Raw genomic sequence first — 24,337 nt, 5'->3', positions numbered from 1 at the left:
GGTGGCATGACGGAGCGCCGCGACCCGAGCTCGGTCGATCTCGTCCAGGAGCCCTCGCTGGACGCCGCCGCGCCCGACGGCGCGGCGCAGGGCCTGCCCGCGTCGTCGGGCGCGCTGCTCGACCCGCGCATCCTCGCTGCCTGGCGGGAGTGGCTCGCCGCGCTCGCGACCGACGCCGAGGCGGCCATCGCCGCGGCCCACGTGTACGGGGAGCTCGGCCCCGAGGCGCGCGAGGCGTGGCTCGACGTCCTCGCGGAGGACGCGCCCAAGCTGCAGGTGCCCGCGGTGGCGATCTACGCGCCGCTCCTGTCGGTCGAGAGCGACGCCGGGCGCCGCGAGCGGATCGAGGTCGCGATCGAGGGGGGGGAGCGCGCACCGCGCCCGGCGGGCGGCTTCGCGCTGCGCGGCGTCGCCGCGGGGGGCGATCGCGTGGTGGCGCTCGTGACGCCGCTTTACTTGCGCTTCGTGCGGGTGCTCTGGTGTCGCTATCTCCCCGAGGATGGCATCGCCTGGGCGCGGCACGATCCCATCGTCCGCGCGGAGGACGCCCCGGGTCCGGGGATCCTGCTCGACGGCGCGCAGCTCGAGGCCACGCCGATCAAGCTGGTCATCGAGGAGCTGTGCCATGCCGTCCTGGCGCAGCGGCGCAAGGGCGCCGAGCTCCCGCCCTCGCTGCAGCTCTGCGCCGATCTCTTCGACGCCCACCTGGAGGGTGATCCGCTTCCATGAGGCCGCTCGCGCCGGTGTGCACGCCGCTCTTGCTGCTCGCGATCGGCTGCGGTGGGGGCGGCGACGCCGTCCGGGAGCCGGCGGCGGGGCCGCCGGTCGCCGCGCCGGCCCCGGCGCCCGGCCCGGTGCGGAGCTTCTCGTACGAGACCCTCGACGGCCGCGAGCTCTCGACCGGATCGCTCTCGGGCAGGTTCAGCGTGATCGGCTTCGTCGCGACCTACGATGTGGCGTCTCAGGCGGAGGCGCGGTTCCTCGCGGGGCTGTTCCGCGATCACACGCCGCGCATCAACGCGGCGCTCCTGGTCCTCGAGGCGAGCGAGAACCGGCCGCTCGTCGAGGCCTTCGCCGCGGCGCTCAAGCTCCCGTACCCGGTGGCGCTCGCGGACGCCCCGACGATCGCCGGAGAGGGGCCCTTCGCCGGGCTGCACCACGTGCCGAGCGTCGTCATCCTCGACGCGGGGGGCCGGGAGGTCTTCCGGCACGTGGGTCTCATCACCCAGGAAGCGCTCGAGGAGGTCCTCCGCGGTCTCGAGCGCGCGAGCGCGCGGCCCGCGCGGTAGGCCAGGCAGCGCCGCCCGCCCAGATCGCGGCGCCGGGCGGAAGATCGCGTGTGGACGAACAACGAGGGCGGCGTCCGAGCGGCCGTGGCGCGCGATGCCGATTTCCTGCGGAGGATGGCAATTCCCTGTGGCCTATCGGAATGCCGTTCACGGCGCTGTGCGGTGCGCTTTGCCGGGAAAAGAGGTGCAGTCCTTTTTCTTCAGCTGGGGCGGTCTGCCTGGGCGATGATGGCGCGCATGGCGATCGACCACATCGGTTTTCCAGTCTCGGATTATGAGCGAAGCAAGGCCTTCTATCTCGCGGCCCTGGGCCCCCTCGGTTACGGGCTCGTGATGGAGATCACGCCCGAGATGACCGGCGGTGCGGGCAGCCACGCCGGCCTGGGGGCAGACGGGAAGCCGGACTTCTGGATCGGCACGGGAACTCCCCTCCAGGGGAGCTTGCATGTCGCCTTCGCCGCGAAGACGCGGGCCGACGTCGACGCGTTTTACCGGGCTGCGCTCGCGGCTGGAGGGGTCGACAACGGTCCGCCGGGGCCACGGCCGCAGTACCACCCGGGCTATTACGGTGCGTTCGTGCGCGATCCTGACGGGCACAACGTCGAAGCGGTCTGTCACGGCGGGTGAGGGCTGACGGGAGTCCGGCGAGCGCTCCTCTCCGGCGCTCGCCGCCCGCTCCTCCTCGCCCTCGGCGGCCGTCCTCTCCTCGCGCTCAGAGCCTGCCGAGGAGCTCTGTCTTCTTCGCGGTGAACTCCTGCTCGGTGATGAACCCCTTTTGCCGGAGATCGGCGAGTCGCTCGATGGCGGCGAAGATATCCCCTTCCTGCGCCGGAGCAGGGCGGGGGAGGGCGGCGTCCGCCTGCGCCGGAGCGGCCGCTTGCGCCGGAGCGGGCGGGGCGATCGGCGCCTGCTTCACGGCAAGGTCGCCGGAGATGATTGGCAAGCTCAGCACGCTCACCACGCCGTACTGGCTGGTGAACGTCACGGACGCCCCCGACCCTTGCTGCTGCGACACGCCGCCGATCTGATGATCGAGCGTGTCATAGACGCTGACGCGCCCGTTGACCTCGACGGCCAGCCGCCGCGCGCCGGGGAAGTAGGCATATCGGACGTTGTTCTGCGATCCGCTGGAGCTCGGCACGCCGAGCTCCCCGGGCCACCAGCTGCCCGAGCCCCCTCCCGACCCCGGGACGAACAGGCTGACCGGCGATCCCCCAAACCCTCCACTGCCACCCTGCTGCTGCTGCTGACCGCCCTGCGACGGATAGCTCGGGGGCGCTGGAACGAAAGGCTGGCTGGCCAGCAGGCTGGACAGCTCGGAGCACAGGCCGTCCACCTTGGCCTTGAGGCCGTTGTTGAACATGTCCCCGACCATGGTCATGCCGCCCTGCATCCACTGCCCACCGCCGCCCAGCTCGGGGTGGTAGAACTGCGCCATCGTTCCATGGCCGTTCACGAGCGCCTGCAACAGCGTCATCACCGCGTCGGTGCTGACGAAATAGCGCTGTGACAGGTCGGAAACTCTCTGCTGACCTTCGAGGGTGAGTTGCTGCATGGTGAGGCGCTCCGAGAGGGAGCGCCCACCCTTGCACTGCGGTGCGTCGATCGCAATGCGAGCGAGCGACGATAACGGCGATGACGGCGATCAACCAGCGAGCTTGCGGACGCTCGCGAGCTGGACACAGACCGCGACGACGTCCATGGCGACGCGGATCTGCTCCAGCGGCGGCATCGAGGGCGCGACCCGGATGTTGCGGTCGCGGGGATCGCGGCCGTACGGGTACGTCGCGCCGGCGCCGGTCAGCTTCACGCCCGCCTTGTTGGCCAGGCGCACCACCTCCTTCGCGCAGCCGTCGAGGGTGTCGAGGCTGACGAAGTAGCCGCCGCGCGGCGAGGTCCAGGTGGCGATGCCCTTGCCGCCGAGCTCGCGCTCGAACGTGGTCGTCACCGCCTCGAACTTGGGCCGCATGAGCTCGGCGTGCCGCTGCATGTGGCTCAGCAGGCCCTTGTAATCCTTGTAGAACCGCACGTGCCGCAGCTGGTTCACCTTGTCCGGACCGATGGTCTGGATGCCGAGGTGCTTCTTCGCGTCCGCCACGTTCGCGGGGCTGGAGGCCATGGCGGCGACGCCGCTGCCGGCGAACGAGATCTTCGACGTGGAGGCGAAGACGATCGGCCGGTTGGGGTGGCCCGCGGACTGGCACGCCGGCACGATGTTCGCGAGCTTGTCGCCCTCGGCGTAGAGGTCGTGGACCGCGTAGGCGTTGTCCCAGAAGAGGCGGAAGTCGGGGGCCGCCGTCTTCATGGCCGCGAGCCGGCGCACGACCTCGGGGCTGTACGTGGTGCCGGTGGGGTTGGAGTACTTCGGCACGCTCCACATGCCCTTGATGGCCGCGTCCTCGGCGACGAGCTTCTCGACCTGATCCATGTCCGGCCCGTCGTCGCGCAGGTCGACCGTGATCATCTCGATGCCGTGGTGCTCGCAGATCGCGAAGTGACGATCGTAGCCGGGGCTCGGGCACAGGAACTTCACCTTGGGCTGCTTCACCCAGGGGCCGCTGCCGTCGGGCACGCCGTGGAGGAGCGCGCGGACCACCGCGTCGTGCATCATCGTCAGGCTGCTGTTCCCGCCGACGATGACCTGCTCCGAGGGGACCTCGAGCATCTCGGCGAAGATGGCCTTCATCTCGGGCAGGCCGTCGAGGCCGCCGTAGTTGCGCGTATCCGAGCCGTCCGAGGCGACGAGGTCGCCCGCGCCGGGCAGCGCGAGCATGCCGTTCGCGAGATCGAGCTGCTCGGACGACGGCTTGCCGCGCGTCATGTCGAGCTTGAGGCCGCGGGCTTCAAAGGCAGCAAAACGCGCCTCGAGCTCACGGGTGAGCGAGGCAAGAGCATCGGGAGACAACGAGCGCAGTTCGGTCATGGCGCGCGATATCTAGCAGAATTTCGCGCGTGCGTCGCGGCCGGACGGCGCGCGGCGGGCGGGGCGGCGCGGCGCAGCGCGCCGATCGCGGAGAGGCGGAGGGGGGCCGCCGGGCGCAGCTCGCCCGGCGGCGTCCGCCTCGTCGGCCTCACTCCGCGGCGATGGGCTCCACGCTGTTCGCCCCGTGGCTCACGTGGCGCACCTCGGGGTTGTTCTCGAAGTACGCCTTGCCGGCCAGGCGCTTGACCAGCGGGCTGAACCGCTCCGCGGCCTTGCCGCCGACGATGTCGCGGATCAGCGCGACGTCCTCGCGGGCCCGGGCGAGCGTCTCCGGGTCCGTGAGGAACTCCTTGGCCGCCTTCGCCTTGGCCGGGGCGGCCTTCACGGCGTCGCGGAGCGCGCCCGCCGCCGCCCTGGCCTTGCCCACGGCGCGCTCGGCGGCCGTCTGCTTGATGAGCGGCGCCACCTCGTAGACAAGGTTGGCGGCCGAGCCGGCGACGCGGTGCGGCGCGTGGTGGAGCGGGCTCGCGTACTTCGGGTTCCTCGCGAGGAACGCGCGCACCTCGGCCTCCGTGACGCCCGCCTCCTCGTACGCGCGGGTGAGCTCCTGCTCGGCCAGGATGCGCGCCTTGAACATGTACATCTGGATGCGCGAGTAGAAGTTCGTCGCGCCGTCGCCGCTCGTCTCCACCGCGCAGAAGATCGTCCCGGGGTAGCGCGCCGTGATCAGCGACTGGACGCCGTCGGAGACGCCCGAGGAGGGCATGCAGCCGAACGGCTTCACGCTCACCGTCAGGTGCGCCTTCGACTTCACGGCGTTCACGATGAGCTTGCCGACCTCCATGTGCCCCTCGCCGCCGCGGAGGTCGTTCGAGTAGTAGTCCTTCGCCACCTCCGCCACGAGCTCCATGTCCGGAAGGTGGTAGTCGAACAGGCCGAGCGGCAGCGCGAACGCCTGGAAGCCGACGCGCAGCGCGCCCTCCGCGAGGCGCATCGTCGCGAGGCGCTTCGCCACGCCGAACTCGTCCAGGCTGGCGAGGCCGTAATTGCCCTCGTCGGCGCCGCGCAGGTCGCGCCGCTCGCGCGTGTCTCGGGCGCACTCCCAGATGTTGTAGAGCAGCCACGCCGTCGTGAGCTGGATGTCGTTCTCGCCGCCCTCGCTCTCGAGGAACTTCTGCAGGGCGTAGTTGCCGTCGCCCTCGGTCGTCATCGCCCAGAACTCGCCGATGATCGACGTCTTCGCCTTGGGCCGGAGCTTGTCCACCCGGACGCCCTCGAACTCCTTGCGCGCCTCGTAGAGCGCCTTGAACACGTTCGTCTGCTCGTAAAGCGCCTTGTAGAGGATGCGCTTCGCGCTCTCCATCGCGCGGTTCGTCGCGCCCGGCTCGACCTCGTAAGGCCGGATCCGGTAGCCGAGCGCGTTCAGCGTGTCGCCGCAGACGATGGCCTTGATGATCGCGATGAAGAAGGCGGGGTTCATCTCGAGCCCGACGTCGTCGCCCGTCGCCTGCGAGAGCCCGCCGGTCTGCTGGAACAGCATGACCCGGAAGCCGTCGAAGCCGGCGTCGCGGAGCGCCTTCCTGTACTCGGTCACGTACATGCCGAACCGACAGGGCCCGCACGCGCCCGCCGTCAGGAACACGTAGTTCTTGATGATGTCCTCGGTCGACATCCCCTGCTTGTCGCGCAGGTCGATGAGGTACTTCACGAGGCCGCCGACCGTGAAGTACGTCGGGTTGCACTGGCCGCGGTTGCCGAACTCCTTGCCCGTCTGCAGCCCCGCGTTGTCGCTCATCCCGAAGTAGTGGACGTTGTAGCCGAGGCCCTTCAGCGCGCCCTCGCACAGGAAGTCCTGCGCGGCGGTGAGGCCGCTGATGAGGAGCGTCACGTTCTCGCGCTCCTTCTTCGTCATCTTCGGCTTGAGCATGTTGTCGACCCACTGGCGCCGCTCGGCCTTGAGCCCGAGCCGCTCCCGCTCGGCCTCCTCGAACGCCCTGAGCTCCGCCTCGATGTCGACGTCGGTCTTGATGGATCGCGTCTCGCCCGCCAGAGGAAGGCGCGTCTTCTGCGTGGTGGTCGTGCTCGTCGTGCTCGTATGTTGCATGGCGTGGCTTCCCTTCGCTTGGATGCTGGAAGGGGCGGCCCCGCCGTCCCCCCCTCGACCTTCGACGTGGTTCAGGCTTCCAGGGGGACGACGGTCCCGTCGGACTGCTTCTTCTTGATCTGCACGAGGCCCGTCTTCGGCGCCTCGGGCGGCGAGACCGGCGCGACGTAGCTCCGGACCTTCTCGGCGAGCGCGGCGATCTCCCGCTCGAGCGCGGGATCCGTGATCTTGCGCGCCGCCTGCTGGTCGCGCTTCAGCTGGAGCAGCTCGAGCCGCTTCTCCTCGATGCGCTGGACCAGCTGCGCCTTCTTCTTCGCCGCGTCCTCGAGCGCCTCCTCGTGCAGCTTGAGGCTGTGCGCGTACGTCTTCACGCGGATCTTGATCGACCCGCCCGGCTTGTTGGCGTCGATGTCGTGCAGCGCCGCGTACGGCGTGGCGCTCGAGCTCACGATGCTGTCGATGATCCCGTACGTCGGCGCGTCGTGGCCGCACTTGAAGCTCGAGAGATCGAGCAGGACGACGTTCGGGTGGCGGGCGGCGAACTTGGCCGCCCAGACCTTCTGCGCGCTGTTCGCCGAGTAGTTCTCCGGCCAGACGTCGTTGATGTCGAGCGGGTGCTGGCCGATCGCGATCTCGTCCTTGAAGTACCGCGCGAGGTACTCCATGTCGCGCGGGATGGACCGCACCGAGAGGATCGGATAACCGAGCACCTGGAACTCCTCCGGGATGCCGTGGTTCAGGCCCGGGTCGGAGTGGTACGGCCGCCCGATCATCAGGATGGCCACCCGGTTCTCGGACTCGACCGTCTCGAGGATCGCCCGCCCCTTGTCCTGGAGGTCGCGCTCGAACTGCGAGAGCGCCCGCATCCCCTCGCGGTGCGCGTGATCGCTCTCGTCCTCGGTGATGCCGAGCCGCGGGCCCCAGGTCTCGAACATCCGGCGCGCCGTCAGCGTCATCTCGGAGAACGTGAGCGCGGGGTCCAGGTACTCGATCCCGCGCGTCTTGAAGAAGTCGACCTCCTTCGTGAACGCCGCCTTCATGACGTCCGGCACGCCCGCGACGATCGGGCAGCTCGTCTTGTCCATCACCCCTTCGCCGAAGCTCGGCACATGGGTGAGGATGGGGAAGAAGATGTAATGGAGCTTCTTCTCGTCCGTGTGGTGGTGGAAGAGCAGGTTGTGGACGTGGGCCTGCGCCACCTTGGACGGGAAGCACGGATCGATGGAGCCGTATTTCCCGCCCTCGACCCACATCTCCTCGCTCGTCGCGTCGCTGAAGACGACGTTCTGCTTGGGGATGCCGAGCGCCTCGAAGTAGGCGCGGTAATACGGGCCGGTCGAGTAGATGTTGAGCACGCGCGGGATGCCGATGCGGACGCGGCGGAGGCGCTCCCGCACCTCGATGCCGCTCCGCCGGAACGGGCGCGTCGTCTCCACGCGGCGGATGCCGAGGAAGCCCTTCTTGACGACCGTGTCCTTCACCGGCGCGCCGTCCTCCGGGAGCGGCGCCGTGTCGTAGAAGTGCCGGAAGGCGAGCTTCGACTCGTAGTCGACGAGGTTCGGGAACTGCTTCGCGATCTTCTTCCGCTCGGCGACGAGCGCGAGCATCGCCTGCTCGCTCTCGACCGTGCCCTTCTCGCACGAGAAGCCCGAGATGTAGCGGCTCGTCGTCCCGTCAGGCCGCTTCGTGTCGATGAAGGTCCGCTTGCACTCGTTCGGGCAGAAGTGGCAGACCGTCTCCTCGTCGTTCTTCGTCGTGTATTCGAGGGCGATCGCCGCGTCGATCCCGATGAACGTCGACCGGCCCTTGCGCTTCACGACCCGGAGCGTCTCGAACGCGGCGCCGAGCGCGCCGGCCTCGCCCGTGTGCGGGTGGACGAACACCTCGGCGCCGGGGACGCGCTCCTTGATGTAATCGACCTGCGCCTTGACCGCCGCGAGGTTGTACTGCGTGCCGCCCTGCAGCACGTAGCGCGTGCCGAGCGCCGCGAGCCGCGGGATCTGCACGACGTACTGCCACACGTTCTTCGGCAGCACCTGGGCGAGGCCGGCGAGCAGCTCCTCCTTCGAGAAGCCCTCCTTCTGGAAGTTCACGCGGTCCGTGTCCAGGAAGACCGCGCAGCCGTAGCTGAACTTCGGCGCGAGCTCGGCGCCGAACGCCGTGTCGGCGTACTCGGTCACCTTCAGGCCGAACTGGTCGGCCATCGCCTGGAGCAACATGCCGTTGCCCGCAGAGCACGAGTTGGAGAGGCGGAAGTTCGCGATATCGCCGTTCTTCATGAACAGGACCTTGATGTCCTGTCCGCCGATATCGCAGATGACGTCGACGTCGCCGAAGAACTTCACCGCGCTCATCATGTGGGCGACGGTCTCGACGATGTTGACGTCGGCGCGCATGCACTCCTGGAGCACGTCGGCCGCGTACCCGGTGCCGCCGAAGCCGAGCACCTCGAGCGTCGCGCCCTGATCGAGCACGTACTGCCGGAGCTGGGAGAGCAGCTCCTTCGCGTCCTGGATCGGGTTGCCCTTGGAGAGCTGGTAGGCCTTGCAGACGATGTTCCCGTCCTCGTCGATGAGCACCGCCTTCGACGAGGTGGAGCCGCCGTCGAGGCCGATGACCCCGCGCACCACCTGGCCGGGCGCGAGCTTCATCGGCGTGAACCTCGGGATGCTGTAGAGCTTCCGGAACTCGTCGACCTCGTCCCGGGTCTTCACGAGCGGCGGGCCCGCGCTCTCGCCGAGCCGGGCCTTCCTGCCGTTCGTCATGTACTCGACGAGCCCCGACTTGCCGGCGTAGCGGCCGACCTCCGGCGCCTCCTTGAGCCCGTACACGCACGCGCCGAACGCCGCGTAGTACTGCGCGTTGTCCGGGACGAAGATCGTCTCCTCGACCGGCTGGTCCTTCGGCCAGCTGTAGCCGCGCTCGTCCCAGGTCTCGGGGATCCGCTTGCGCCAGCACTCCTGGAGGAACGGGAGGTAGGTGTTGGGGCCGCCGAGCAGGATCACCTTGTGCTTCAGCGTCGAGCCGCGCGTCAGCACCGACAGGTTCTGGAGGACGATCGCGTCGGCGAGCGAGCAGAGGATCTCCGTCGAGGGGATGCCGCTCTTCACGAGGTTCACGATGTCCGTCTCGGCGAAGACGCCGCACTTCGCCGCGACGTGGTGGAGCTTCGAGTCGTCGAAGTGGATCTTCACCACCTCCGCCGGCGGGAGGCCCACCTTGATCATGCACTTGTCGATGGTGGCGCCCGTGCCGGAGGCGCACTTGTCGTTCATCGACGGCGCGGCGGTCTTGTCGCCCGTCTTCTCATCCCGCTGGAAGATGATGATCTTGGCGTCCTGCCCGCCGAGCTCGATGACGCTGCCCACGTCCGGGTGCAGGTTCTCGACCGCGAGCGTGACCGCGTTGACCTCCTGCACGAACTTGGCGCCCAGGCCCGGGCAGAGGGGCGCGGCCCCGGAGCCCGTCATGAACACCCGCCAGCTGTCCCTCGGCGACGCCGGGAACGACGCCTCGATGGCCTCGAGGAGCTCGAGCACCTTCTCCGGCTGCTTCGTCTGATGCCGCTGGTAGTCGCTCCAGAGAATCTCGAGCGTCTGCGGATCGAGCACGACGGCCTTCACCGTCGTCGAGCCGACGTCGATGCCGACCACGACCGGTTCCTGGATCTGCCTTCCCATCGGGGCTCCTCCCACCGCCGTCGCCGGTCCCCAGCGTCCGACTGACTGGCTGGTCAGTCGTGATGGCTACAACGGGATGCCCGGGAAATCAAGCAATCCGGTGCGTCTTGGTCGCGGCGCGACGCCGTTTTCCGGCCATCTCGGGCCATCGCTGCGTCCAGGGTGCAAGGTTCCGACGCCGCGCTCGGTTTGGTTGGGTTGCGGCTGGTTGCGTCTGATGGCGCGGGGTGCCCCCCGGCGTCCGCGTGTCGTGCGCTGTGCCGCGAACTTTCCGGATCTTTTCAGGCGGCGGGCCCGCGCGACCCCGGAGGGGAGACATCGGTCCCCAGATGGCGGGCCGGTGATGGTAAAGCGACCGGCCCATGGACAAGGCCGAGCGCCGCCAAGCGCTCCTCCGCGCCGCGCGTACCGTGTTTTCCGAGAAGGGGTATCACGAGGCGAAGGTCGACGACATCGTCGCGCTCGCGAAGGTCGCGAAGGGGACGTTCTACCTCTACTTCCCCGACAAGCGCTCGGTGTTCGGCGAGCTCGTGCGCGGCCTCTTCTCGCGGCTCGGCGGCGCCATCCTGCGCGTGGACCCGTCGGCGGACGTCGAGGCGCAGGTCAAGCACAACATCCGCGCGATCGTGGCCGTCCTGCTCGACGATCCGGCGCTGACGAGCATCCTCCTGTCGCACGCGGCCGGGCTCGACCCGGCGTTCGTGAAGGAGCTGCGGGCGTTCCGCCAGGAGGTGAAGCTCCTGCTGCAGCAGAGCCTCGCGGAGGGGCAGCGGCTCGGCGTCATCGAGCCGGGGGACACCGAGCTCTACGCGACGTTCACGATCGGCGCGCTGAAGGAGGTGCTGTTCGAGAACGCCCTCGAGGAGCAGGCCCGCCCGCGCGAGCGGATCGTGACGGCGCTCCACGATTTCCTGCGGCGCGGCTACCTCCGGATGGACCCCGCGGCCGGGCTCGCGGCGCGGGGCCCGGAGGGCGAGCGCGCCGCGCCCGCGACGGGGGACGCCCCCGGCGAGGCGCCGGAGCGGGTGAGCCCGTCGCGCGGCCGGCGGGCCAGGTCGAGGGGCGACTGACCGGCGCGTCAGTCAGGGCGGGGACTACCCAGGTCAGGTCGGCAGCGTACGGATCAGGCGCCGCGCACGACCACGTGCCGGATGAAATTGTGCAGCGTCCGTGTGCCGAGCTGATCCGGCGCGATGGGGGCGAGGAGCGCGGGGACGTCGCGGCCCTCGGCCTGCAGGATCTCGCGCCGCCACGCGATGTAGCCGGCGATGACGTCGTGGTCCATCTCGGGGTGGAACTGCACGCCGTAGCACGTGCTCGTGAAGCGGATGACCTGGTGGTCGTCGAGCTCGGTGAACGCGAGGCTCGTGGCGCCCTCGGGGAGCGTGCCGACCGTGTCGACGTGGGTCGCGTGCGTCTCGAAGCTCGACGGCAGGCCGTCGAAGAGCGGGTCGTCGGCGCGGCGCTGGACGCGGATCCTGCCGATCTCGCGGCCGCGCGGGTTGCGGACGACCTCGCCGCCGAGGGCCTGGGCGAGGATCTGGTGGCCGAAGCAGATGCCGAACGTGGGGGTGCCGGCGTGCACGACGCCGCGCAGCCACGCCTCGCAGCGGAGCATCCAGGGCTCGCGGTGGGGGACGTTGGCCGACGAGCCGGTGACGACGAAGGCGGCGGTCTCGGGGGTGGCGGGCGCGGGGAGCTCGTCCGTGCGGGCGTCGACGGTGGCGTATCCGCCCGTCCAGCTGGCGCCGATCGTCTGCTCGATCAGGTCGGCGAACTGGCCGCGTCGCTCGAGGACCGGGGGGACGGGCTCACCCGTCTTCACGATGACGATCTTCTTGCGATGTCGCACCCTTCCAACATAGCGCAGCGCGCCCGCCGGGCGAGGGCGGGGCTTGGCAGCGCGGGGCCGGGGCGCGAAGATGCGCCCCGATGTCCGCATACGTCGTGTCTCGCCCCGTCTGGCGCCGGTTTCGCCCGCGTTTCCTGAGCCGCGCAGCGGCGCACGTGAGGGCCGGCGGGCACGCGGCCATCGTGCTGCCGGACGAGCGGGTCGATCTCCTGCTCTCCATCGGCGAGGACGGGAAGCTCACGGAGCTCGGGCTGTGGTCGCTCCTGTCGATCGAGCAGCAGCGCTTCCGCCGCGTGGGCGAGGGGCCGGCCAAGGGGCTCGCGACGGCGCGGGTGAAGCGGCAGTACGAGGGCTCGGTCCTCGACTGGTGCGAGCGCGACAGCACGCACCCGGGGGCGATCCGCGAGGTGGCGCTCGACTGCCTTTCGTGCGGCGCCTGCTGCCACGACGCCAACGTGCTGCTCGACGAGGTGGACCTCGCGCGCTTCCGGGGCGCCGGGCGCGGCGACCTCACGGGGCGCGCCTACGTGCGGCGGGCGCGGGACGGGAAGATCACGCTGCGCTTCGCGGCGAGCGGGCGGTGCCAGCACCTCTGCGAGGACCGGCGCTGCGCCATCTACGAGATCAGGCCGGACAACTGCCGCGCGTTCGTCGTGGGGAGCGAGGCGTGCCTGTCGGCGCGCGAGGAGACGCTCGGGATACGGGACGGGGCGCCCGCGGAGCCGTGAGCGCGCTTCAAAACAGGAGCCGGACGCTTCCGCCGAGCGGACCGAGCTGCAGCTCGGCCTGGGCCGTGGCGCGATCGAGCTTCATCTGACCGGTGATCCAGAGCGGTACACCCGTGAGGGTCATCGCGCCTCCGACGCTCATGAGCACGGTGGGAAAGACCCATGCGCGAGACGCGCAACCGCAGGAATCGTCGCCGCTCCGTCGGGTGAGGAAGAACATGCCTGCTCCGACGGAGCCGAGGACCAGTCCGCCCACGGAGAGGCCAGTGCCCACGTCGCGCCGGGTGGTGTCGACGGCGGGCGCTGGCGCCGTCGACTCGGCGTGCGCGTCGCCCACGAGCAACAGGATCACCCCGAACGCGGCGAAACGCATGCCGGTGAGGATCCCTGGTCGCGGCGCGCCCGTCAAGACGAGGAGGAGCTCCTCGATCGGTCGAGAACGTGGCGCCCCGGGCGCGCGGGAACGCGAGGCTCGAGGCCACGATGCCCCGGGCCGGGCGCTCACGTCCGAACGTTCGTGAGCTGGCCCGCGACCGCGGCCTCATGGAACGCCGAGAGGTCGTGATGGGCGGCCGCCCGGTCCGGCAGGCCGTGGGTGGCCAGCCAGGCAACGCCTTCCTCGATGCTGCCGAAGACACAATGTGGAAACTGCTGGCGTCCCAGGGCGTTGAGCCCCGTGACGATGCTGCGCACGAGGGACGCGTGAAAGCCCGACCCGATGTGAATCACCGCCGAGTGGGACACGATGCCATCCACCGAAGACAACATCGCGGCGAGAGCGCTGCGGCTGCGCGTGTCGGGTACGATGGCTTCAGGGGTCACGATCTGCAGCAGCCACACCTTGCGGGACGGGGAGCTCGCCTGCGCCCCCATGATCGCCGCCTTCAGGGAGGCGGCGTGGTGCGGGTGGGTCGTCTTCATCCAGACCGCGGTGGCCAGGGAGCTCCAATAGCCTACCGCGACATCCACCGTCGCCTCGACGACCTGACAGCTCGCGCGCAGCGGGTGCTGCTCACCCGCCTGGGTGAGCGACCGCTGCGGTGCGTCGATGAGAGGTCCCGGTGCCGTCGACGATCTGCTCACTCTGCTCGATTCTACGCGAACCTGGCGAAGATCATGGCGAAGAGTGGCGTCGAGCAGGTCGATCGCACGCTGGATGACTCGAGGATCGAGCCGCTCGGATCAGTCGATGAAAGGCCACATCCGACGGAGCCGAGGACCCGTCCGCCCGAGGGCAGGCCGGTGCCCACGTCGCGCCGGGCGGTGTCGGCGGCGGGAGCTGGCGCCGTCGGCTCGGCGCTCGCGGTGACGGCCGCGCGAGGGAGCCGCTCGACCGATGGGAGCACACGGGGGCACATGAACGAAAGAACATGTTGTGAGGCTCCGGAGGGTCGGTACGATGCCAGGATGCGGCTTGGGTACTGGCTCGTCGTTGGAATGGCGATGTTCGCGGCGTCCTCGGCCAGGGCAGATGCGCCGAAGACGGACGCCGCGATCCGGAAGGCGCTCATCGCCGAGTCGCGAGCGGCGTACAGCGGGAGCTGCCCGTGTCCTTACGATACCGATCGAGCGGGCAGACAATGCGGCAAGCGCAGCGCTTACTCGCGGCCGGGAGGCGCGGCGCCTCTCTGTTATGATCACGACGTGACGAAGGAGATGATCGCCGAGTACCGCGCGCGCGACGCGGGGCGCACCCGCCAGGACTCCGCTTGTTCCGGCACGAGCAGCGGGGTACCCGTGCTCGACGCGACTGGAATCAGGGGGCTCCGGTCCCTGCTTCATCACGGTCCTTCCCTTCCGTGATGGTCTTCGCCTGAATCGACGGCTTCCTCGCCGTCGCCCCGTGGAATCGCATACGCTGCACGCATGAGCCACGTCGTGATGCAGGCAGCGGAGTTCTCGACGGTCGCCGCGGCGGAGCAGGCCGCGGCGGAGCTGCGGCGGCTCGTCGCGGACTATGTCACCTACGAGGAGACCGCCGACGCGCCGTGGAGCGAGGGCGCCGTGCCCGCGCCGCTCGTCGAGCTCGGCCGGCGGCACGGCGTGCCGTGGCCGGGCGACGCAACGTCGCGGTTCCTGCTCAAGGGCCTGTTCAACGACGAGGCGAACGTGCTCAGCGTCGATCGCCTGGTGTTCTTCTGGGGCGGCGGCTTCGATCTCGGCGGCGCGTGGCTGCGTGAGGTGCTGCTGCGCGGGCTCGGCGCGGTGCGCTGCACCGACCTGCCGCGGCTGGTGGTGCGCGTGGACGATCCGCAGGCTCGCGCGGCGGCGTCTGGCGAGTTCCTCGTCGAGGAGGACTTCGAGGAGCAGTTCACGACGACGTCGGACGACGCCGTGCTCGACCGTGCGCTGTTCATCATCACGTTCGAGCGCGACGGCGACCGCGTTCACCTGACGTTCGACGACTCGGGCGTGCAGGAGTGGGCGTTCGTCGCGATGCTGCCCCAGCTCTCGGGCGACGATCCCGCGCTGCGCGCCCCCGCGCGGGGACCTTGAGTTAGATAGGGTTCCCTCGGAGATTCGGCTCCCTCACCCGCCGAACCTCGGCCCAAAGCACGCGCGATTCGACGGCGCCTCAGAGGTACGCGCAGGCCCTGGAGCAGGTCATACGGTACGGGCAATCATCCAGCGTGCTGCAGTACGTGTCCTCGGGGCACTCCAGGGAGGATTCGCACAAGAACAAGCAGCTACCGCGGTAGCAGGTGGCGCCCTCCGCACACGCCTTGTCGGAGGTGCAGCCCGTGTTCACCTGACACGCGCCGAGCGTGTCGATCGTGGAGCCCTGGCAGAGCTGACCCGCGGGGCAATCGCCGTCGGCGGAGCACGTACCGGGCGGGCTGGGCGTGCTGCACTCACCCGGGTTGTTCGTCCCATACCGGAAGACGCAGATCAGGCCTTCATTGCACCAGTCGTCGTCTTCGCACTCGCCGCCCAGCGAGCTCGTCGGCGGGTCTTGCAAGAGCAGGCAGGCTCCCGGCAAAAGAAGGAGCAGCGCAGCACACAGCGTGCGGAGCAACATCAGAACGTCCCCATGATGGAAAGTGAGGTGAGCCCGATGCCGGGCGCGCCGACACCGGCGGCGAAGGTGCGGCCCGGCGTCGAACGCCGCGCGGTCGCGGGCGGCACCTTGTTCGGCGCAAAGACGTACGAGCTCAGCACCATGCCCGCGCCGAGCCCGGTGATGGCCCAACCTACGGTGTTCCAGGTGCGGAGCGTGCCGAACTCGGGGGGCGTACTGCCGATGTTCATGATCGCGGTCGTACCGACCGTGAGGCCGCCGGCGGCGATCACCACCCAGCCCCAGCCGTTCGCCTGCCCGACCCAACCCGGCGTCTTGCCGGGCGCGTCCTTGCCCACATAAAACCAGGGCGGATCGGGCTTGTCGGCCACGCCGCCGAGCGCGAGCCCGCCCGACGCCGTCGCCGTTTTGCGCTCGACTTTGAGCGCCCCGGTCGTCTCGCCGAAGCTCAGCCCGAGCGACGAGAGCGCGGTGGCCGAAGGCACGCCGAAGCCCAGGCCCTCGATGCCCTGCCCGGTCGCCTTGAACGTCATGATCGCGACCACTTGACCCTTGTCGTCGACCAGCGGCCCGCCGCTGTTGCCCGGGCTGATGCTGGTGTCGGTCTGGATCAAGCTGTTGCCGTCGAACGTGCGCTGGCCGCTGACGATGCCGCGCGTCACGGAGAACGACAGCCTCTCGCCGCCGGGCGCGCCGAGCGCGAACACGTCGTCGCCGGTGCTGGGGGGCGGCATGCGCAGCGTCAAGCACGGCGTTTCGCGCGAGCCATCCTTCAGCTGCAAGAGCGCGACGTCCGACTGCTCGTTGACGCGCATCACGGTCGCCGGAAACTCCTTGCCGTCGCGGAAGCGCACCACCACCTCGGGCGTCGTCGCCACGTGCGCCGCGGTGAGCAGCAAGCCATCCGGCGAGATCACGACCGCGCTGCCGACGCCGTCGTCGAGCTTGACCAGCGCCGTGGCGTTCAAGACCTCCTCGCTCATCTTCGGCATCGCCAGGGTGCGGGCCGGGCAGCCGCGCATCTCCCCGGGCGGAAACACGGGCGCGGCCGGCGCCTCCGCAGGGGCGCCCGAGCTCCGGAGGGCCTGCACGAACATCGGCCGGGCGAGCAGCGAGCGCAGGCTGCCGAGCAGCAGCGCGTTGCCGGCCGCCGCGCGGTCGAGCTCGCGCATCTCCATCTCCTCGTGGTTCGACGTCATCTGATAGACCACGGTCTTGGAGGCGCGATCGAGCAGCTCCCACTTGATGGTGATGCCGCAGGTGAGGCCTCGCTCGTCGGCGCAGTCCGCCGCCGTCATCGTCCCGGCCAGGATGAAAGCCGCCTCGCTCGAGCGATCCAGGTTCAGCGCCAGGTTCTCGCGGCCGAGCGCGCGGTAGCCGAGCCCGCGCATCTCCTCCAGGAACATCACCAGGAACTTTTCCTTGACGATCAGCACGTCGTCCAGGTTCGGCGCCTTCAGGATCACGTTCGAGATCGTGATCGTCCCGAGCTCGCTGCCGTTCACCTTGATCGGCTCCACCGGCCGCACCGACTTCGCCTCCGCGAAGCGCGGCGCCAGCAACAACGCCGAAACGCCGAATCCGAACCGCAACGCGCAGCGCAACCAAACCCCGAGGGTCCGCAGTTGGTTCATCCCGTGCTCACGAAATCCTGAAACCTAGCCTCTGAGCTGCCTCTCGGCGTTCGCAGCTCCGGCTGGAAGCCATTTCCAGCGACCAAGAAGCCCTATGCTCCTCGGCAGCGCCCACGATATCTACCTCAGGCGCGGTGTCGAGCCCCATTGCTCAGCCCGTCGCTGCAATCGACGCGGAGGTTTCCGCTGTTAGCGGACAGGCAATCCCGGATTCGACGCCCCCGTGCGCGGCTGCGGTTCATCGTTTCTGGTGCCAGTCGATGTCGACTCGGCATCGGGTGACGCGAGGCGCTGGGGATCTTCAGGGGGCTCGAGACATCGCTCGACAACACGCTGTCGGACATGACGGCATCCGAGACGTGATGGATCGCTTGCTCGATCGCATCGCAGGCCGTCAGCATGCCCGGACGACCGCCGGCCTCGCCAGCGCGCCTGTTCCTCGGCCGACGGGCCCCGTGCATCTTGAACGGCTTCTGAGCCGCTCGCAGCTCTAAGGTCCGCCGTCCTCCTCGCCCGGCTGGAGGAACACCCCCACGCTCCGGAGATCGCGGTGCGCGTAATGCACCTTCACGGTCTCCGCGTGCGCGCGCCGCCCGAGCTTCTCGTACGCCATCACCAGCAGCTCGAGCGCGGCGTCGCGGTGCTCCTCCGTACCGAGCCAGTGCAGGTCGAGCCCGAACGTCAGCGCCGCCGCGGGCCGCCCCTCGGCGCAATCGCGCTTCGCCGACTCGATCCACGTCCGCACGCGCGGCGGCTGCGTCTTCCACGCCTTCACGCGCTCATCGGGCGAGCCCACGCGGATGCTCCCGGCGCCGGGCGGCAGCGCGGGCCCGAACGTGCCGAGGGTCGGGATGCGGTCCGCCTCGAGCCACCGTTGCGCGGGCGGGTCCTCGGCGAGGGCCTCGCGATCGGCCTCCTCGAACCATTCCATGGCGGCGAGCGCGGCGTACACTGGCAGCGGCGCCGGCTCCTCCTCGTAAGGGCTCGAGATGCGCTCGCGCGCGAGGGCAGCGAGCACCGCGAGGGGCGTGGGCTCGCTGTCTCTCCAGGTCTCCGCGGAGTCGCGGGCGTAATTGTGCGCGATGCACGTCGGCGGATCCGCGGGGTCGTCGTACCGCGCCGGCGCGAGGCCCACCGTCGCCTCGATCGGCGCGTCGAGCTGCGAGGCGAGGCCGCGAGACCTGAGCCCCTCGAGCGTCGCGGCGAGCTCGTCGAGCACCCTCGCAGGCTCGCTCATCCGCGCGAGCGGCACGACGACCAGCTCGCCGGACGGCCCTCGGTTCGTGCGCGCCTCGAAGAGGCTGAACTCCGCGACGAGGCCGAGCCCCGGCGCGAAGTGCGGCGGGTCCCAGCTCGCGAGCTGGGCGCGCTCGTCCTTGACGGGGAACATCTTCTCCCAGCGCTCGAGCGCGAGCGCTGCCTCGATCTCCGGGTTGCTCATGGTGTTCGCCATCCTACGCGAAGCCGCGCGCGGGACGCTGCGCGCCAGCTCGGAGCGCTGACGGCGATGTACACCCTGCATCGCGTCCGGGGCGAGGCCTCAGCACCCCTCGACGCTGCGCCCCGTGCGCTCACCATCGGATCGCCGGCGCCCCCCCGGAGCAGGCGCGCGCGGGATGCGGCGCCTGGACGACGGGGGCTACGCGTCTTTGGCAAGAGACTTTCCTTCGGCTTCAAGGGCAGCCTTGATGACCCCGATCGCCTTCGGGCCCACGCCATGAAGCGCCATGAGCTGGGCTTCCGTGAGCCGAGCGACCTGGTCCAGGCGAGAGACGCCGGCCGAAGCGAGCGCCCGCAGCGCCGGCTTCCCGATGCCCTTCGGAAGTGAAGATTCCGCTCGTTCTTTCGTTCTGCTCGGCATGCGGCTCATTCCATGTCGGTTGTCGCCTGGGTCGCTGGCGCTCAGCTTCGCCGGCGAGCCCCAGCGTCATGAACACGTACAGCATGTCGAGGACAGCGACCGTGGTACAACATCGCAGCATTCCCGGGCCGGGGTAGCGGCGGCCGGGGCCGTGCCGCGCCCGGCGAGCCTCCGGCGGACGGCAGCGCGACCGGACCCGGGTCCCTGTTGCCGAGCATGGCAGTCCTCGAGGAGCCCGTCGCATGAACGCCGACGCCATCGTCCTGCAGACGCCGCCTGGCGCACCGTTCACGTTCGGAGTCACCGTCGACCGCAGAGGGCCGCGCAGCTTCCAGGTGACCGAGCCGGGGCAGGACGCGCGGCATTATGAGCTCGCCCGGGCGGAGCAGCCGGGCTACCTCGACCTCTTCGAGGCGCTGGCGCGCGACCTCGGGACCCGCATGCCGCTCGCCCGCAGACCCGCATCTACGCTCAGCGGCTGTCGGCGGACGGCCGCAGGCTGGAGGGGGAGCCCGCCGTCATCCTCGAGAACGACCAGCCCTGGGAAGCGCACCTCATCGAGGGCGTCTGGATCACCCAGGAGGGCGGGCGTTATCACCTGCTTTACGCCGGCAACGACTTCTCGACCGCGTACTACGGCATCGGCGCGGCCGTGGCGGACGCCCCCACGGGCCCGTACCGCAAGTCGTCGGAGGTCCTCCTGAGCTCCAGCGAGGAATGGTGGGGGCCAGGGCACCCGTCCGTGGCCGTGGGCGTCGACGGGCGCCACCACGTGTTCCTGCACGCCTTCCGCCCGGGGGCGGTAGGGTACAAGGCGTTCCGGGCGCTGCTTGCCGCGCCGATCCGCTTCGAGGGCGGCGTCGTCTCGCCGGACACGTCGGTCTGGCCGGCGGCGCGACCCGACCCAGGTTGAGGTGACCGCCTGCTCCGCCAAAGGTGCAGCGCTCTGCTATCGGACCACGCGTGCGGCGCGTGAGATCACGCCGAGGTCTCGCGGCGCGTAGTCGGCCCCTTCGCCGCACGTCTCCACTCGCCGGGCGACTGTCCGGTCTTCTGCCGGAAGAGCTTCGAGAAGTGCTGCGGGTGCTCGAATCCGAGCGCGTAGGCCACCGCGCTCGCGCTCGCGTCCGATGCGAGCAGCCGCGCCTTGGCGGCCTCGATGAGGGCTCGGTGGATGTGGTCGCGCGCGCTCGTTCCCGTCTCCGCGCGGAGGAGATCGCTCAGGTAGTCGGGCGAGTACCCGAGCGCGCGCGCGCAGGATCGAACCGTGGGGAGCCCGCCTTCGACCTGCGCGGCCGACGCGAAGCACGCGTCGAGGTGGCGGTCGAGCCGCTCCGCCACGCCGCCCGCCCGCGCTCGGACCTCGATCTGGCGCGCGTACGCGCGCTGGCAGTACGTGAAGAGGAGCTGGAGCTGCGCCGAGAGCACGTCCGGCGCGAACGCGTCGGGAGGGACCGAGGACTCGCGCTCGATCTGCCGGACGAGGCCCGTGAAGGTCTCTCGCTCCGGCCGTGTGAGGTGGAGCGCCTCGTGCGTCGCGTAGCCGAAGAACCGGTACTGGTGCATCGCGTCCGCGAGCGGCGTGTCGCGCAGCGCGTCGGGGTGGAAGACGACGGTCCAGCCCTCCCCCTCGTGGGCGAGCTCGCTCTCGCCGCCGATCGGCGTGATCACCTGGCCCGGTGACGCGAAGACGATGATCCCCGCCTGTCCGTCGTGCACCTGTCGCCCGAACTCGGCGTGGCATTCGTCCCCGCGCTTCAGGCTGATCACGTAGAGCCCGGACTCGATGGGGCGCCCGATGATCGGGATCTCGATGCGCAGCGGCTCCTGCCACGACGCGGCGATCACGGAGATCAGCGGGTGCGCGGGCGGCGGGCGCCCGATGAGCCCGTGGATCTGCGCGATCGACCCGAGCCTCAGCGCGTCCCGTGTGCCCACGCGGATCGGGGTATCACGCGCCTACCTCGATCACAACGTTGCCCCGCTTGCGCCCCGTCTCGACGTACCTGTGCGCATCCGCGATGGCCTCGAGCGTGTAGCGCCGGTCGATGACCGGCCGGAGCGCGCCGCGCGCGACGAGCTCCGAGACCTCGGGGAGCGCTGTCTTCTTGTCGACGGACATCCCGAAGACGAGCTTCCTGCTCCCGAAGATCCGGCTCCACGCGTCGCGCAGGTAGAGCTCGGCGCCCCCGACCGTGATCAGGTATCTGCCTCCGCGCGAGAGGCAGCGCCGCGCGCGCGCGAACGAGCTCGCGCCGACCGTGTCGAACACGACGTCGAACGCGCCGGCGCGCGCCGCGTAGTCGTCTCGCGTGTAGTCGACGACGTGGTGCGCGCCGAGCGAGCGCACGAGCTCGGCGTTTCGCCCGCTGCAGACCGCCGTCACCTCCGCGCCGAGGTGCCGCGCGATCTGGACGGCGGCCGTGCCGATGCTCCCGGACGCGCCGACGATCGCGATCCGCTCGGCGGTCCGGAGCCGCGCCCGGTCGCGGAGGAAGTAGAGCGCGGTGGTCGGTCCGTCGACGAGCGAGCACGCTTCTTCGTGGCTCAGGCCGGCGGGGGCGTGCGCGAGCGACGCGTCCTCGGACAGGCACACGTACTGCGCGTACCCGCCGGAGCCGAACCCGGTGAAGCCGAACACGCGATCGCCGGGGCGGAACCGCGTGACGCGCCGGCCGACGCGCTCCACGGTGCCGGCGACCTCGATCCCGAGCACCCGGAAGCGCCGCCGCGGCCGGAAGAAGCCGAGCACGACCCGCGCCATGAGCGTGTCGCCTCGCCGCATCATCTGGCACGCCGCCGTCGCCGTGGTCGCGTGCACCCGGATGCGCACCTGATCGTCCCGCGGCTCCGGCGCGGGCATCTCGCGCAGCTCGAGGACCGAGGGAGAACCGTATCGCTCGTAGACGGCTGCCTTCATCTGCATGAGGAGCAGACTAAGGATGCGGCGGGTGTGCCCGAAAGCATCGGATCCGGGAAAGACGGATCCCTTTCCGGGATGTGCTCGGCGCGGGCGCGCCGGCGCGGGATCTCACGGGGCGATGCGCCACGCCCGAACCGCCCTTCGGGCCTGTGGTAGGGCCTTCCACCGCGAGCTCGTGGGCTGCTCGGCGGCGATCCCGGCCAGACCTCTGGCCGTACCAGGCGAGCGTACACACCTCGGAGGGGATCGAGCGCTCCGGCGCTCACCAGAACTGATGGGACGACGATGTCCGCGCGATGCCCGCTCGGCACGCGCCAGCACCGCAGCCCCATCGTGGACGGTGGCGGTGTGCAAGGCGATCGATGAACCCATTGCCTCTGCCAGATGCGCAAAACGTTCTATCGCTTTCCTGGGGGAATGAATGAATCTAGGACTTCCTCCGGTGTTTCATCGACGACATGCGAATCGGTGCTCGTTGTGATTGCTGTTCCGTGGTCTCTCGCTTCCATGGTCAGAATAGATTCCGGGCGATAGTAGGCCCACGGATGCTGCTTGTTGTAGTCCGATGGAACGTTCGCGCCGCGCCCGTTCGAATTGCGCGTCAATCGAATGAATGACGTCAAATCGAGCTGAGCTATGAGTTTGTCGATCGGATCGACCGTGTCGAGGCCTGAGAATGAGGTGCCGATGTGGGTGTCCAGGCCCAACCCCGGATTTCTCGGGACAATCGCATGGATCGTGTCCCGATCCAGCACCCAGTCGTACCTATGTTCCGCTCCGCCTTGTCCGGCGGCGCATTGCCCGAAGGACACCGGATGCGCGATCGGGCATGCTTTCAGCACAGCCTCGGCCGGTAGGCCTCCAAGCTTGACCGCGCCGTGTAATTCAATGGTTCCGCCTTGGTCCGTCCGGAAGCCTTTTATCCGGTTCGCCCGAAAAAATGCTCGACCGTCTTTGACCTGAGCGACTGTCATGTTCATCGTCCAGCTCGGCTCGAGCTGGTCGCTGTGCACGCTTTCCCGGCTGTCGAAGGTGTAAGCGTAGGTGGATGAATCTTCGAGGGGAGACGCTCCGAGCAGTCGCTCGCGACGAAAGTAAATGACTTGTCCCTCGTTGCCGTGCATGCAATCGAATGTCTCATCGGGGAACCTGGCCATCAACTCGATCGGCGGCTCTGCGGCCATGTAATCTCGGCCGCTTGACGTGTGGACCGTCGTCGTGTCGTCGATGTTCGTGATATACTCGATTGCGCTGAGGCGAATGTATCCCCATGTGCGTATCGAGTTCTTCGAGAATGGAATCTTTGCGAATGGGTTATCCCGTTGGATGGCGCTTAACAAGGGTTCGATCGGGCGACTTTCCAGGTAGCGTCGTCCATGAAGTTCATTGAGGAGCGTTCCCTTCTCCTCTTGTAGTAGAAATTCGATGGCGAGGGGCCGAATGTAAAGAGGCGGGCGGTTGCCCGAGGAATGTGCCAGCGTGATGAATGTCATTGATGGCCCTCCTGAAATTTCAGGGGCCAGGCATCATAGGAACCTGGCGTCCGCAAGGTCAATCCTGCTGCGGGTTGACGCTGGCTGAGCACCACGCTGGTGAGATCGGCTCGCTCGCTCGATCCGGCGGCGAGCAGGCCCGACGCCCGTCGGATCGCGCCGCCGTCCTCGAAGCGTTGGTCCGAGGTCCGCGTCCACGGGTTTCCGTAGCGCCCGGAAGCCCTCGTCCCTTGTTCGGCGAGCTGTACCGCACGCGGGATCGCGGCCTGATCTGGTTGCGCATCAACGGGATGGTCCGCGTCCGCCGGGCTCGCACGCCGAGGCTGGTGTCCTTGCCTCACCCATGGTATCGATCTCTGCGCAGCGCTCCATCATGGTGCGTCCCATCGAGCTGGCGCTGCGCGAAGGATCGTACATGCGAAGAATTCACATCGCTCTGGGCGTGCGTTCACTGGCGGACTCCATCGCGGATTACACCCAGCGCCTGGCGGCCCAGCCGCACGTGATCGTGCCTGACCAGTACGCGCTCTGGCACACCGACACGGTGAACTTCTCCATCCGTCAGATCCCCGCCGGCGAAGCTCCGGCGTTGCGTCATCTGGGCTGGGAGGACGACGCCGCCAGCGCCTTCTCCGAGACGCGGGATTGCAATGGGATCGTCTGGGAGGAGTTCGGCCCCGAGCAGCAGTTGCAAGAGATCCTCGGGCTCTGGCCTGACGCCCAGATCAAGCGCTGACTCCGGGATGGCAACGAATCTGCCGGAAGGACCTCGACGGCTGGCGTCCCGAAGGGCCCGCCTCGACGGCCAGCGCAGCGGATCGGTCGCCGCGG

21 protein-coding genes and 2 pseudogenes are annotated in these 24,337 nt (G+C 69.4%); 9 read left to right on the top strand and 14 right to left on the bottom strand.

The annotated features are described in order from the left end of the window. The first annotated feature begins 6 nt into the window (after positions 1–6). The 3 genes from WMF34_RS32050 to WMF34_RS32040 all read left to right on the top strand — a co-directional run bounded on the left by WMF34_RS32050 (position 7) and on the right by WMF34_RS32040 (position 1,916). Positions 7–729, top strand: a complete 723-nt coding sequence (locus WMF34_RS32050; protein WP_012238864.1) for a hypothetical protein — start codon at positions 7–9, stop codon at positions 727–729. Next, positions 726–1,289 (top strand): TlpA family protein disulfide reductase, encoded by a 564-nt coding sequence (locus tag WMF34_RS32045; RefSeq protein ID WP_437990186.1) that lies wholly within the window; start codon positions 726–728, stop codon positions 1,287–1,289. The genes WMF34_RS32050 and WMF34_RS32045 overlap by 4 nt, the downstream gene beginning before the upstream one ends. 237 nt (positions 1,290–1,526) lie before the next feature. Beyond that, positions 1,527–1,916 (top strand): VOC family protein, encoded by a 390-nt coding sequence (locus tag WMF34_RS32040; protein ID WP_157907039.1) that lies wholly within the window; start codon positions 1,527–1,529, stop codon positions 1,914–1,916. Between the two features lie 85 nt (positions 1,917–2,001). Here the strand turns inward: WMF34_RS32040 and WMF34_RS32035 are convergent, their stop codons facing one another. The 4 genes from WMF34_RS32035 to WMF34_RS32020 all read right to left on the bottom strand — a co-directional run bounded on the left by WMF34_RS32035 (position 2,002) and on the right by WMF34_RS32020 (position 9,996). Further along, positions 2,002–2,844 (bottom strand): SHOCT domain-containing protein, encoded by an 843-nt coding sequence (locus tag WMF34_RS32035; protein ID WP_437990185.1) that lies wholly within the window; start codon positions 2,842–2,844, stop codon positions 2,002–2,004. A gap of 90 nt (positions 2,845–2,934) precedes the next feature. Next, positions 2,935–4,212, bottom strand: coding sequence for an aminotransferase class I/II-fold pyridoxal phosphate-dependent enzyme (locus WMF34_RS32030; protein ID WP_012238860.1), 1,278 nt, complete (start codon positions 4,210–4,212; stop codon positions 2,935–2,937). Positions 4,213–4,360: 148 nt separating this feature from the next. Further along, positions 4,361–6,316 (bottom strand): 2-hydroxyglutaryl-CoA dehydratase, encoded by a 1,956-nt coding sequence (locus WMF34_RS32025; protein WP_012238859.1) that lies wholly within the window; start codon positions 6,314–6,316, stop codon positions 4,361–4,363. Between the two features lie 71 nt (positions 6,317–6,387). Next, positions 6,388–9,996, bottom strand: coding sequence for a BadF/BadG/BcrA/BcrD ATPase family protein (locus WMF34_RS32020; RefSeq protein ID WP_012238858.1), 3,609 nt, complete (start codon positions 9,994–9,996; stop codon positions 6,388–6,390). 362 nt (positions 9,997–10,358) lie between these two features. On the opposite strand from WMF34_RS32020, the gene WMF34_RS32015 reads away from it, so the two are divergent. Continuing rightward, entirely contained in the window at positions 10,359–11,066 is a 708-nt protein-coding gene (locus tag WMF34_RS32015; protein WP_012238857.1) for a TetR/AcrR family transcriptional regulator, read from the top strand. Positions 11,067–11,119: 53 nt separating this feature from the next. Here WMF34_RS32015 and WMF34_RS32010 read toward each other — a convergent pair whose 3' ends face one another. Then, complete coding sequence (locus WMF34_RS32010) at positions 11,120–11,848, bottom strand: glutamine amidotransferase (protein WP_437990184.1); 729 nt, start codon at positions 11,846–11,848, stop codon at positions 11,120–11,122. Positions 11,849–11,928: 80 nt separating this feature from the next. Between WMF34_RS32010 and WMF34_RS32005 the strand changes: the two genes are divergently transcribed. Further along, positions 11,929–12,576: a YkgJ family cysteine cluster protein gene (locus tag WMF34_RS32005; protein WP_437990183.1), complete on the top strand. Its 648-nt coding sequence runs from the start codon at positions 11,929–11,931 to the stop codon at positions 12,574–12,576. Positions 12,577–12,583: 7 nt separating this feature from the next. On the opposite strand, the gene WMF34_RS32000 is transcribed toward WMF34_RS32005, so the two are convergent. Further along, complete coding sequence (locus WMF34_RS32000; RefSeq protein ID WP_437990182.1) at positions 12,584–12,949, bottom strand: hypothetical protein; 366 nt, start codon at positions 12,947–12,949, stop codon at positions 12,584–12,586. A 128-nt stretch (positions 12,950–13,077) separates the two neighbouring features. Further along, positions 13,078–13,659, bottom strand: a complete 582-nt coding sequence (locus WMF34_RS31995) for a hypothetical protein (protein ID WP_437990181.1) — start codon at positions 13,657–13,659, stop codon at positions 13,078–13,080. A gap of 354 nt (positions 13,660–14,013) precedes the next feature. On the opposite strand from WMF34_RS31995, the pseudogene WMF34_RS31990 reads away from it, so the two are divergent. Both WMF34_RS31990 and WMF34_RS31985 read left to right on the top strand, forming a co-directional pair. Continuing rightward, positions 14,014–14,256, top strand: a pseudogene (locus WMF34_RS31990) (hypothetical protein); the annotation flags it as partial. 186 nt (positions 14,257–14,442) lie between these two features. Beyond that, entirely contained in the window at positions 14,443–15,072 is a 630-nt protein-coding gene (locus WMF34_RS31985) for a hypothetical protein (RefSeq protein WP_012238851.1), read from the top strand. A gap of 79 nt (positions 15,073–15,151) precedes the next feature. Here the strand turns inward: WMF34_RS31985 and WMF34_RS31980 are convergent, their stop codons facing one another. The 4 genes from WMF34_RS31980 to WMF34_RS31965 all read right to left on the bottom strand — a co-directional run bounded on the left by WMF34_RS31980 (position 15,152) and on the right by WMF34_RS31965 (position 19,090). Beyond that, entirely contained in the window at positions 15,152–15,595 is a 444-nt protein-coding gene (locus WMF34_RS31980) for a hypothetical protein (protein WP_437990180.1), read from the bottom strand. Further along, on the bottom strand, positions 15,595–17,187 hold the full coding sequence (locus WMF34_RS31975) for a S1 family peptidase (protein WP_049876430.1): 1,593 nt from the start codon (positions 17,185–17,187) through the stop codon (positions 15,595–15,597). The genes WMF34_RS31980 and WMF34_RS31975 overlap by 1 nt, the downstream gene beginning before the upstream one ends. 532 nt (positions 17,188–17,719) lie before the next feature. Continuing rightward, complete coding sequence (locus WMF34_RS31970; protein ID WP_437990179.1) at positions 17,720–18,670, bottom strand: hypothetical protein; 951 nt, start codon at positions 18,668–18,670, stop codon at positions 17,720–17,722. Between the two features lie 198 nt (positions 18,671–18,868). After that, complete coding sequence (locus WMF34_RS31965; RefSeq protein ID WP_231864353.1) at positions 18,869–19,090, bottom strand: helix-hairpin-helix domain-containing protein; 222 nt, start codon at positions 19,088–19,090, stop codon at positions 18,869–18,871. A 460-nt stretch (positions 19,091–19,550) separates the two neighbouring features. On the opposite strand from WMF34_RS31965, the pseudogene WMF34_RS31960 reads away from it, so the two are divergent. After that, positions 19,551–20,003, top strand: a pseudogene (locus WMF34_RS31960) (family 43 glycosylhydrolase); the annotation flags it as partial. A 65-nt stretch (positions 20,004–20,068) separates the two neighbouring features. Here WMF34_RS31960 and WMF34_RS31955 read toward each other — a convergent pair. The 3 genes from WMF34_RS31955 to WMF34_RS31945 form a co-directional block, all read right to left on the bottom strand. Next, positions 20,069–21,028: a helix-turn-helix domain-containing protein gene (locus WMF34_RS31955; RefSeq protein ID WP_437990178.1), complete on the bottom strand. Its 960-nt coding sequence runs from the start codon at positions 21,026–21,028 to the stop codon at positions 20,069–20,071. 13 nt (positions 21,029–21,041) lie between these two features. Continuing rightward, positions 21,042–22,016 carry an NAD(P)-dependent alcohol dehydrogenase gene (locus WMF34_RS31950; RefSeq protein ID WP_437990177.1) on the bottom strand — a complete coding sequence of 325 codons (975 nt, stop codon included), beginning with the start codon at positions 22,014–22,016 and terminating at the stop codon, positions 21,042–21,044. 395 nt (positions 22,017–22,411) lie between these two features. Continuing rightward, positions 22,412–23,506, bottom strand: coding sequence for a hypothetical protein (locus WMF34_RS31945; protein WP_437990176.1), 1,095 nt, complete (start codon positions 23,504–23,506; stop codon positions 22,412–22,414). Between the two features lie 343 nt (positions 23,507–23,849). Here WMF34_RS31945 and WMF34_RS31940 point away from each other — a divergent pair, with 343 nt between their 5' ends. Beyond that, the gene (locus tag WMF34_RS31940; protein ID WP_437990175.1) at positions 23,850–24,242 is read left to right on the top strand and encodes a hypothetical protein; all 393 of its coding nucleotides are present in this window, start codon (positions 23,850–23,852) and stop codon (positions 24,240–24,242) included. The last annotated feature ends 95 nt before the right edge of the window (positions 24,243–24,337 follow it).

The sequence above is a fragment of the Sorangium sp. So ce145 genome, assembly GCF_051525985.1.
Lineage (GTDB): Bacteria > Myxococcota_A > Polyangia > Polyangiales > Polyangiaceae > Sorangium > Sorangium cellulosum_B.
Note: the sequence above shows the minus strand (reverse complement) of the source record. Positions and strands in the feature narration are given on the sequence as shown.